Here is a 10,679-nt window from a genome sequence, read left to right as displayed (position 1 = left end):
CCTTTTTATTATTTTTCAGCGGATTTTGTCGAAAGCTTCACTCCCACTAGCAACACGCCACCATTTGCCACCACAAGATAAACCTCAATACCGAATCCGGAAAGTCTTCGGCGCCACCCGATAAATCACCGCGGTGCCGATTGCCACATAAATCAGCGTCACCACACCAATCAAAATGGCATATGCATAGCCGGAAAATTGCACTTGGGTGAAAACCCACGCCACCCAGTACATCCCCCAGTACAAGAACCGATACAGCGGTGAAACGACCGACATGTCGTCCGTAAACGGCTGGATTAAATAGTAGATAAACAAGTCGTGAAAAGAAAAGAACAGCACCATGCCGCAAACTTCCAGCAGTAACACCAAATAAAAGTTCACCGCATCCGGTACCGATGAAACGAATTGCAGCGCAAAAATAAACAGAAAAATCAGCCCGCCTGTGACTGCGTTGTACCGGACAATCCGCCAGAATCTGTAGAAGAACCCGGCCAAAATGGTTTTCGGTTGCCGATAAAACGGATAGTACAACATGGCCGAGTCGCAGTTAACAAATAAGAGTTGAACGATCGGGGCGCCGAGTGATGACAGGTACATTGCGAAGAACAAGCCACCATAAATCGACGTCAAATCGCCGACCGAATGAACGGCGAAAAGTTTGATGAGTACTAAAATTCCAACGCCAATGCTGCCAATCCATAACAGCCGCGTCCGCAACTTTTTCCATAATTGCTGGCGATAACGGACAAATAATAAGGCATTCAGATAGTTACTACCGGATCGGCTGGTTGGCTTGACCGTTACTTTGGTGTCCAGCGTCAACTTTTTCTGCATCGCCTTACCAGCGGCCAAAAACTGCTGATCCCGGGAAGACGTTACCATGTTCAAAGTAATGGTCGCCTGCTGAATGGATGCCATCAAAAACGGAATATCATCAGAAAAGCGGTGAATATACCATGCCATCGCCAGCAAAGCGAACAAGCCGATAATGAATCCTAAAGGTGAGAAAACACCGTTAACAAATGCCGCGAGTTGGCCGGTTATCATCACGCCGGCAACCACACCCCACAGGCTCACCCAGTAAATGATCTGTGCCATTAAGCCCAGTTGCCGGTGTGACCACGCCAAGCGCGGCAGAAACGCCTGCCAATGCCAACTAAAGATGGCCATTTCCAGCCCAACCAGCAACAACCATAGATTACGGGTGATAAGTGCCAGAATAAAAAGCGGCAGAAACGGGCCAATCACAACCACAATGATCTGATTGATCAACAAAGTACCCCGAACTAACGCAACCCGATCCAACGAAAAGTACTCGCCAAGCTTAATCGTTTTGATATTAATCGCTGCATATCGAAAAATCAGTCCACGAAGCATGAGACATCCCAGCGAATAAACCACCGCGGCAACCATGATTCGCAAGGTGAAGTCGGATGGGAGCGGATGAATGAAATCGTTGTAAGCATTGCCGACCAGGAACGCCAAGCCCATCATCAAGAGGGTTATCACCGGCTTGGTCAGCAGCATCATGAAATTTAACAAAATGGCCAAAAGACTTTTCAAAGCCCCGGTTCGATACCACTTAGTCGGAATCTTTTTTCCTAAAAACGGGATCCGCCGTAGAAAGTAAATGATCCCATTCACCCCGGTAGTCGCATCGGTTTGCGCTTGAAACCAGTAATATCGCCATGCATCACGCATCTGCCTGCACCTCGTCACTTAATCGCGCAATCACGGCGTCTTCAAATGCCTGACTGTGAATATCCAGTCCCGTCAATTCAGTGAGTTGCTGCTGATGCAACAGCACCACCGCGTCACAGATGGCCTGCGCCAGCTGCATAATGTGCGTGGAAAAGACAACTACCGAGTCGGCCTTCATCGCAACGATCATTTGCTGCATCTCATGCGCCGCCACCACATCGACGGTTGTCAGCGGTTCGTCGAGTAACAGCACCGGCGGCTTCAGCATCAACGACACCACAATTTGCAGCTTATTGCGCATCCCCTCCGAATAGTCGCGCAACAACTTATTGGTATCTGCCTTACCCAGCCCAGCCATATCAAAAAAGTCCGCCGCTTTGACCGTTGTATGCATCCGTTCCAGCCGTTCGCGGTTAATCGCGATAAAGTAGTCAACGAATTCAACGCCGGTCATGAATGCCGGCAAATGTGGCTGGGTGTAGACCATACCAACTGCCGTATCCGAGTAATTTGTGATCAGCCCTTGGCCATCATCCGAATCAACCGCAATCGTGCCGCTATCAATCGGCAGGTTACGGACAATCATGTTGAACAACGTCGACTTACCAGAACCATTGCGCCCCAGCAAGCCATAGATCTTACCTTGTTGAAACGTATAATTGGCGTCTTTAAATAAAACCTGCTGATCAAAGGCCTTATCCAAATGGGCAATTTCAAGCTTTTTCACGTCGCCACCTCCAGTATCACCCGAATTTTTTCTTGAGTATAGCAAATTATTTTCAGCCATACCATTGACAAGACTCCTGACACTAGCCGATAAATAACTGTTTTCACCGACAAAAGAAAACCAATCAGTCTGCAGATTCACAACGTTCAAAAGCGACAACAGTATCCGCAAATGCTAAGCTTGATAAGATGATATTGGGTGTAAAATACTAAAAGAAAACAGATTTACCCCGAAAAACAAATCAAATGAGGCGAGCTTATGACGCTCGAAACAATCTTGTATTTACTCGGTATGAGCCTGATTGCCGGCATCCTCAATGGCACGGTGGGAATGGCGGCACTCACGCTTTACCCGATGCTGCTGTCGGTCGGGATTTCCCCGATTACGGCCAATGCAACCAACACAATCGGTCTTTTGTTTAGCGGATCTTCGTCGGTCCTTTCATCGCGGCGGGAATTAAAAGGCCACTGGCACCAAGCGCTACTCATCACATTACTTAATGCCCTTGGCGGCGTTTTAGGAGCGCTTATCTTAATTCACAGTTCCAATGCCAGCTTCAAAAGAGTCGTTCCGTTTATTATTTTCCTGGCCGGGGTCATGATCCTGACGCCGAAAAAAGATCCCGATCAGGCTACCCATCGCAAACTTGCACAAGGATTCGGTTATGCGCTGATTATGCTTGTTGGGTTATATATCGGTTATTTTGGCGCCGGTGCCGGACTGTTGATGATCGCGGTGCTCTCGCGCATCGTCGCCGGCCCGTATGCAACTTACAACGCCATGCGTAACCTCGCATCGCTTGTGAACAACACGGTCACGTCAATCATGTTCATCTTCTCGATGCCGATTGCCTGGTGGGTTCTAATTCCGGTCTGCATCGGCTTGTTCGCAGGCGGCTTTCTCGGTCCAATGATTGTCCGCTTGATTCCATCGCACGTGATCAAAACGGCGGTTGGGATCTTCGCAATCGGGCTTGCGGTTGTCTTGTTTTATCAGGCTTATCTTTAATGCAAAAGATCCAAAAAGGCATCGCCGAATTTTCGACGATGCCTTTTTGCTTAACTGGTTGATGAATAAAAGAAAATATATCGTCACCGTTCATGCCAGCGCAGGCTGCTGCGTCTGATAAAACTTACCCCAGGCTGCCATGGCGTCGATCACCGGCGCCAATGTTTGGCCTAACTTGGTTAAGCCATATTCCGTGGCGCGACCATCTTCATCGCCGACTTTCTTGTAAATAATCCCATCACCTTCAAGTTGCGCCAATTGTAACGCCAACATGCGCTGGGTCACTGAAGGAATGGCCTTGTTCAGCGTGCTGAAGCGGGTGGCATCTCCTTTAAAAAGATGATAGAGAATCACACTCTTCCATTTTCCCGAAATCAGATCAACTGTATTTTGAACCGGGCATCCTGCAGCACAATTATAAAGTTCACGATCCATCACAAGGCCCCCTCGTTGCTTTCCTACAAGTTACTTACAATTTGCTCACTTACTATGTTAGTGCATGCTGGCTAACATACAAGGTGAAAGGTTAAGAAAGCAAACGAAAGGAAGCCATTTTGATGAAAGCCATTGGATTTACGCAGCATTTACCGATTGAACAGAAAAATAGTTTAGAAGATTTGACGTTACCGACACCAACACCTGAAGGCCACGACTTATTAGTGAATGTCCGGGCAGTTTCGGTGAATCCGGTCGATACCGGAACGCGTGGCGCAGGTCATGCACGCCTTGCCCAGCCGAAGATCATTGGTTGGGATGCCGTGGGGATTGTGACCGCTGTGGGCCATGACGTTACCCGGTTCCACGTAGGCGATCGGGTATTCTATGCTGGCAGCTACAAACGTTCCGGCAGTGACGCCGAATATCAATTGATTGACGAGCGGATTGTCGGTCACGCTCCGGCTAAGCTCACCGATGCCCAAGCTGCCGCCATGCCATTGACCAGTCTCACCGCATGGGAAGCGTTGTTCGAAAAACTACACATCCCATTTGACCACAAAGAGGCAAATCGGAAGCGTAGCATTTTGATCATTAACGGCTCAGGCGGGGTTGGCTCAATGGCGACGCAACTTGCCGACCTCGCTGGCCTGCAGGTACTCGCCACTGCCTCGCGCCCGGAGTCACAAAAATGGGTACTAGAACATGGCGCCGATCACGTTTTGAATCACCGTCAGCCATTACCGCCACAGTTAAAAGCAGCCGGCTTCAAAAATGTTGACTACATCCTTAACCTCTCGCATCTAGACGAACATTGGAACGAAATCGCCACCATGATTCGTCCTGACGGGTGGGTTGCCGCCATTACGGAAAATCGGCGCGGTATTGACTTACAAAAGTTGACCAAAAAGCGGGCCACGTTTGCCTGGGAGTGGATGTTTTCGAAGTCTTGGTATGGTTATGATCTCGCTTCCCAAGGGATCATTCTCGACAAAGTTGCCAGCTTACTCAATGACGGCACGATTCAATGCACCTTAACTAAGACACTACAGCCGTTGAATGCTGCCAACTTGAGGAAGGCGCATGCACTGGTCGAATCCGGTCACATGATTGGCAAGGTCGTTGTTGCCGGTCCGTGGGCTTAGCTCAATCGATCACTGTAAACTGGGAATGACTGATATTTGCCATAGTTGGTTAGCGGCTTCATCTGCTTCAGCATCGCCATATCATCGTCGCTGATGGTAAAATCAACCTCCGCATTAGCCTTCATGTGGTCAGGGTTAACGGTTTTTGGCAGCGGCAGTAAGCCCAGCTGCAGCAGATAGCGCATGCCCAACTGCGCAACGGAGACTTGATACTTAGCTGCCATTTTCTGGATGTCCTTATTCTTGAACATCTCGCCATGGCCAAACGGTGAATAAGCCTCGACCAATATCTGATGCTCTTGCGCAAAGTCAATCGTTTTGAACGGTGTCTGGGTAATGTGCGCTAAAACCTGATCAACCATTGGGGCAATTTCAGCATGATCCAGTAGGTTCTTGAGATCGGTGGGATCAAAATTAGAAACTCCGATGGCGCGCAATTTGCCGGCTTTATAGGCTTCTTCCAATGCCCGCCAGGCTTCCAGATTCCCCTCGAAGTACCGCTCCGGTTCATCATATTTGGCCCATGGCTTCGGTGCATGGATGATCATCATGTCCGCATATTCCAGATCAAGCTTCTCAAGCGAGCCGTCGATAGCTTTGACGGCCGTGTCGTGGTCCTTGATCTCGGCCGCGAGCTTGGTGTTGACGAAAATATTTTCACGCGCCACACCGGATGCCCGCACACCTTCGCCAACCCCGGCCTCATTGTCGTAAGCTTCTGCCGTATCAATGTGACGGTACCCGACATCAATTGCTTCATGAACGGCCTTTGCCGCTGCATCATCCGAATCAATCATCCAGGTGCCAAAGCCGATTTTGGGAATTTTGACCCCATTCGTTAACGTATATGTCTCTTCTAACAAGATAGCCTCGCTCCTTTTAAAAGATTGCTGAACAAGCCATAACGGCATTTTTTTCGCCGATAAGGGCGTAAAAAACACCGATGAACGCAATTTTGCATCTGTCGGCTTACGTGCTACACTCACTTTATCCCCTAAAGTCGACTTTAGGGCAAGTCAATTCTTTTTGCAACATGTGCGCTGCCGCACAAACAATAATGGAGGCTGTCATGTCAGTTTCATACACCATCGGCGAAGTTGCCGCGATCACCCATCTGTCCGTTCCGACTATTCGTTACTATGATAAGGAAGGACTCATCCCTGACCTGCAAAAAGATCAAGCAGGTGTGCGGTGTTTTACCGACCAGAATCTTGGCGCACTGGAAATGATCAATTGCCTTAAAACGGCGGGTATGTCGATTAAGGATATCCGCACGTTTATGCAGTGGAATCTCGAAGGCGACGCCACCCTCACCAAGCGGCTGGACTTCTTTAATCAGCTCCACACCGCGGTCGAAAACCAGATGAAGCAACTGGAACAAACGCTGAACACGATTGAATACAAGCAACACTATTATCGCCAAGCCGTTGCAGACGGTACTGAAAAGTACGTCAAAACCGGCACTGCTCATGTTAAAGCTGTGGCAACTGAGCAAGAACAGCGAGATTAAAAAATGCGCTGACATCTCAACATGTCAAGCGCACTTTTTTCGTCAAAATTCCAAACAAATCAAAAATCTTCCAACCGCGTTTCAACTTTTCGCCGCTTAGTCGCGACCCATAGCCCAATCAGGAACCAGACGATGGCGATGTAAGGAAACGTGTTCATTGGAAATGCCGGAATCGGCCAGAGACTCGTGTAAATCGGATAAATGAGTACGAGAATCCCGATCACCGGCGCCAACACATGTTTGAACATCGACCGGCCTTTGTCTTTGCGGAAGTAAACGATCGCGCCAATATTCACCAACACGTAAACCGTCAGCAGCCCTAGCATCCCGATCGTGCCAAACCAGTTATACATATCGCTGGCACTCACACCCAAACCGATCGCGAAAATAACATACACAATCAACGCGAGTCCGGTAATGCTGTCAAGCGCATGCGTCGGCGTCTGCTTGTCTCCGCTTTCTACCGCCAGCCACGGATGCAGATAACCGCTTTTACCTAACGCCTCCAACATGAACGCGCCGGCATTAAGCGCTCCGAAATAGCAGGCAAAATAGCTGACCATCGCCGCGAAGTCCATGAAGATGGCGGCATTGGTCCCCAGATAATGGGTCGCCAGGAAGTTCATGGGTGCCGTACTTTTTGCAAGATCGCCAATGTGCGCGGAGCCGAAGCCAATCACTTCAGCGTAACTGACAAGAAAATAGAAAATCGCCGCAAAGCTCACGGCCCCCAGCAAGGCAATACTAATCGCTTTACGCGGATTCGTGGCGCGCGGCGCAATCGTTGCCGAGCCTTCAAATCCGGCAAAGGACATCAGCGCAAACACCATGCCCATCCCCAAACCGGTCGCCATATGCGGTTGCGGAATCAACGGCTGCACCGAGTTACCACTGCGACCGCCGGAAAAAATAATCACAACCGTCAGCACACTCAAAACCAATACCGCCAGCAATTCAAGGACCAGCGTCAAGCGCGTCGAAAATTCAATGCCTTTATGACTCAGCCAGCCGCCAAGCAACAAAACCAAAATGTTGTAGAGATTCACCGGTAGATGTACGCCTAAATGACTGAGAAAGACATTGGCAAAGTTGCCGACAATGGCGCCGGAACTAAACACAAACGTCACGTACGTCAACACCAATAACCAGCCGGAAATGAAGCCGGCCTTTTCGCCAAGTGCTTTGGCATTATACGCATAAGCCGAGCCATCGCCGGGAATCCGCTTGCCCAGTTCCGCGAACGAAATCGCCACAAACAAGACGCCGATGCCGCCAAGCAAAAAAGCGATTGGCATGTTGATGCCGGCATTGGCGGCGGCACTTGCCGTGTTAAACGACATCGCCCCGGTTGGCGCCACCATCGCAATTGAGAGTCCGAAGACCTCAAGCAAGGTTAATTTTTTGCGTTTTTCCATAACTAATTCACAAACTCCTCTTCTTGGTGGTAAAGCTTGGCCGCTGTCTGCCAGCAAATCGCGTTGATCCAAGCTTTTTTCTGCGCCAGATCGACAAATGGCAGGGAGGCAAAATGCCCGATCAGTGCCTGTTTGAATTGTTGCGCCGCTAACCCATACATTTCCGGATACGTGCTGGCATCGGAGGCAAACAGCAACCGTGTGTACGGCGCCAGTTCGACCGCTTCATCAAAAACCCGCTGTACGCCGCTGGGGCCGAGATTGTCCAGCAACGAAATGTCAAAATAGACGTTCGGAAAGACGCTAGCTAAATAGCCGGCTTCGCGATGATATGGATAGCAATGCAGTAAAACCACTTTGAGTCCCTTTTTGGCAAAGGCATTCAGGAAATCACGCATCAGTAACGGATTACCCAGATACATATCCGTGTCCGCGTCGCCATAGCCAACGTGAAATTGCAGCGGCAGATCCTGCGCCATGATCAACGGCGCTGCATGGTACAGGATGTAATCGATGAGTGGCTTGGACGTTAACCGTTTGACCCCGGAGTTCTTCCAGGTATCAAACCCGGCAGCCGCTTCCATGAGATTAACCGGTTCAATGTGCAACCCCACGCGGTAAGCCGCAATTGATTTGAAGCCGACATAGCCATGTGCCTTCGCCTGTTGAATGTCCTGACTAAAAGCCTGCCACCAAGCCGCAAAATTGTCTGATTTCAGCATGAACGTTTCAGCATGCGTTTCTAGACGATAAATTGCCTTCACCGGCACACCGGTTAGCTTAGCAGTTTCATCTAAGTCGAGAATCGCGTCATCCGGCACAAATCCGGTATCAATCAGCAATTTTTTAAAGCGATAGTGGCCGAAAATGCGCTGATTATAAGTGGCATAACCCGGATCATTCATCGCCGCCAGCGGGTGCTTGGCATCGAGGGCAAATTGCTTGGCTACAGCTAAAAAGCCGTGATAGGCCAAGCGGTTTTTGGTGTCGGCGAGCGGATAATCATTGTCCGCCTCTGTCGACACCTGCGCCAACCGTTCGTCGCGATTCGGCACTTTCCCGTTAATTAAGAAATGACAGTGATGGTCCAACAATGGGACTTGGTCGACAAACTCCGTTAGGTCGTCCAAAATGTTTCCTCCTCATGCACAGCGGTCACCATTCATGATGATGGCCGAAATTAGTTCTTCAACTTGCAATTCAATATAGCTCGCGGTGCAATGCCGCAATTTTCTCTAATGCTAACTTCGAATAATATTGATCGTCTTCACGCTTGATTTTGGCGTAAGCATCGATCAGTTGCGGCCCGAACACGTCGTGGAAAAGCGAATCAGTCACGAACGCGTCGACCGCCTGGTTCAATGACTGCGGCAGACGGTGAATCCCCATCTCATTGCGTTGGGCTTCGCTTAACGTTGCCGGATCCACATCACAATAATCACCCGGTTGCGTCTGGTGCTGAATGCCATCCAGCCCCGCCGCCAGCAAGCCGGCAAATGCCAAATACGGATTTGCCGTCGCATCGCTCGCTTTCAGCTCAATGTTCATCGAACTAGCCGGATCGCCCCACGCCGTCGACGGAATCCGCACCGCCGCCTCGCGATTGTCCTTGCCATAGGTCGCATAAGCGCTGCTCCAATGCCCCGGAGCCAGCCGCTGATAGGAATTAGCCGATGGACAGGTCAGCGCCAGCAAGCCTTGAATATGTTTCAATACGCCACCGACAAAATACTGACCGGTCTTGGACAGCTGCATCGGCGCGTCCGCATCGAAAAAGGCATCTTCTTGTCCGCGCCACAACGATAAATGAATATGCGCGCCGGAGCCAGCCGAATCGACAAGGGGCTTCGGCGCAAAAGAGGCATACAAATCAAAATCTTTGGCGGTGTTTTTAATGATCCGTTTGTAAATCACTTCATTGTCTGCCGCGGTCACTGGATCCTGCGGCAACATGCTCAATTCATGCTGGCCAATGCCGCCTTCCGGATAATAGGCATTCGGCATAATCCCGACCTGCTGCAGTTGATTGATCGTTTTAAGAATGAACGGATAAGCAAAATCCATGGACTCCGTTGAAAAGGCAACTCGCGGCATGGCCGGTTCGCGATGATCCTTATCCCCAGTGAACAATTCGAACTCGTTTTCATAAGCCATTTTCACGGTGAAGCCTGCGTCAGCCAACTGCTTGACCACCCGTTTTAAAATGGTGCGCGGATCGGAAGCATAAGGGGTTTTATCAAGATTATAAATATCGCCCATCAAGGTTGCCACTTGTGGCATATAAGGCAACACATGCGCCGAAGCAGCGTCCCCGATCAACCGCAATTCCCCAATCGGTGTCATGTCGGCGACCGGCAAAATGGTGTCGCGCTCACTGACATTTAGCGTTGCTTTGGTCAAGCCGATCCCGTCAGCCAGCTTGGCTTTCAGGCTAGCCAGCGGAATCACCTTTCCCCGCGTCAGTCCGTTATAGTCCACATACAAAAACTCAATCAGCTCGGTCTGCTTCTCCGTGAGCTGCTCAATAACGGCTTCATCGTCCATTCCGGTTCCTCCTTGTTTGAGCGTGAACCGGCGCGGTTAGAAACCGAAGTGTAAGCGGCCTTGGGCGTGATAGCCAGGGTTTAGGCCATTGCGACCAAGGTCCTTACATGTAGGTTTCTGCGCCGGTGAACGCGTTATGGTGCCCTTACCTCGCACCAGATAGCTTCATTAAACAACAACCGTTTCGTCAATGC

At 50.0% G+C, this 10,679-nt stretch carries 10 protein-coding genes; 3 read left to right on the top strand and 7 right to left on the bottom strand.

The window, feature by feature from the left end:
• Positions 1-84 precede the first annotated feature (84 nt).
• Together LHUE1_RS07835 and LHUE1_RS07830 are read right to left on the bottom strand one after the other, a co-directional pair.
• Entirely contained in the window at positions 85-1,701 is a 1,617-nt protein-coding gene (locus tag LHUE1_RS07835) for a hypothetical protein (RefSeq protein WP_049172181.1), read from the bottom strand.
• Positions 1,694-2,428, bottom strand: a complete 735-nt coding sequence (locus LHUE1_RS07830) for an ABC transporter ATP-binding protein (protein ID WP_049172182.1) — start codon at positions 2,426-2,428, stop codon at positions 1,694-1,696. The genes LHUE1_RS07835 and LHUE1_RS07830 overlap by 8 nt, the downstream gene beginning before the upstream one ends.
• 258 nt (positions 2,429-2,686) lie before the next feature.
• Between LHUE1_RS07830 and LHUE1_RS07825 the strand changes: the two genes are divergently transcribed.
• Complete coding sequence (locus LHUE1_RS07825; RefSeq protein ID WP_049172184.1) at positions 2,687-3,436, top strand: sulfite exporter TauE/SafE family protein; 750 nt, start codon at positions 2,687-2,689, stop codon at positions 3,434-3,436.
• A gap of 90 nt (positions 3,437-3,526) precedes the next feature.
• On the opposite strand, the gene LHUE1_RS07820 is transcribed toward LHUE1_RS07825, so the two are convergent.
• Complete coding sequence (locus LHUE1_RS07820; protein WP_049172186.1) at positions 3,527-3,871, bottom strand: winged helix-turn-helix transcriptional regulator; 345 nt, start codon at positions 3,869-3,871, stop codon at positions 3,527-3,529.
• Between the two features lie 122 nt (positions 3,872-3,993).
• Between LHUE1_RS07820 and LHUE1_RS07815 the strand changes: the two genes are divergently transcribed.
• Positions 3,994-5,016, top strand: a complete 1,023-nt coding sequence (locus LHUE1_RS07815; protein WP_049172188.1) for a zinc-binding alcohol dehydrogenase family protein — start codon at positions 3,994-3,996, stop codon at positions 5,014-5,016.
• Here the strand turns inward: LHUE1_RS07815 and LHUE1_RS07810 are convergent.
• Positions 5,013-5,879 carry an aldo/keto reductase gene (locus tag LHUE1_RS07810; protein ID WP_049172189.1) on the bottom strand — a complete coding sequence of 289 codons (867 nt, stop codon included), beginning with the start codon at positions 5,877-5,879 and terminating at the stop codon, positions 5,013-5,015. The genes LHUE1_RS07815 and LHUE1_RS07810 overlap by 4 nt on opposite strands.
• Positions 5,880-6,085: 206 nt before the next feature.
• On the opposite strand from LHUE1_RS07810, the gene LHUE1_RS07805 reads away from it, so the two are divergent.
• A complete protein-coding gene (locus LHUE1_RS07805; RefSeq protein ID WP_049172191.1) occupies positions 6,086-6,526 on the top strand; it encodes a MerR family transcriptional regulator in 441 nt (146 codons plus the stop codon).
• A gap of 59 nt (positions 6,527-6,585) precedes the next feature.
• On the opposite strand, the gene LHUE1_RS07800 is transcribed toward LHUE1_RS07805, so the two are convergent.
• The 3 genes from LHUE1_RS07800 to LHUE1_RS07790 form a co-directional block, all read right to left on the bottom strand.
• Complete coding sequence (locus tag LHUE1_RS07800) at positions 6,586-7,941, bottom strand: APC family permease (protein ID WP_277848214.1); 1,356 nt, start codon at positions 7,939-7,941, stop codon at positions 6,586-6,588.
• Between the two features lie 2 nt (positions 7,942-7,943).
• Complete coding sequence (locus LHUE1_RS07795; protein ID WP_049172193.1) at positions 7,944-9,071, bottom strand: amidohydrolase family protein; 1,128 nt, start codon at positions 9,069-9,071, stop codon at positions 7,944-7,946.
• A gap of 70 nt (positions 9,072-9,141) precedes the next feature.
• Positions 9,142-10,485: a glutamine synthetase family protein gene (locus LHUE1_RS07790; RefSeq protein ID WP_217774601.1), complete on the bottom strand. Its 1,344-nt coding sequence runs from the start codon at positions 10,483-10,485 to the stop codon at positions 9,142-9,144.
• Between the last annotated feature and the right edge of the window lie 194 nt (positions 10,486-10,679).

Origin of the sequence: Lacticaseibacillus huelsenbergensis, assembly GCF_029726355.1 — a bacterium.
GTDB classification, from domain to species: Bacteria; Bacillota; Bacilli; order Lactobacillales; family Lactobacillaceae; genus Lacticaseibacillus; species Lacticaseibacillus casei.
The sequence above is the reverse complement of the archived record's forward strand: the minus strand, read 5'-3'. Positions and strand labels throughout refer to the sequence as shown.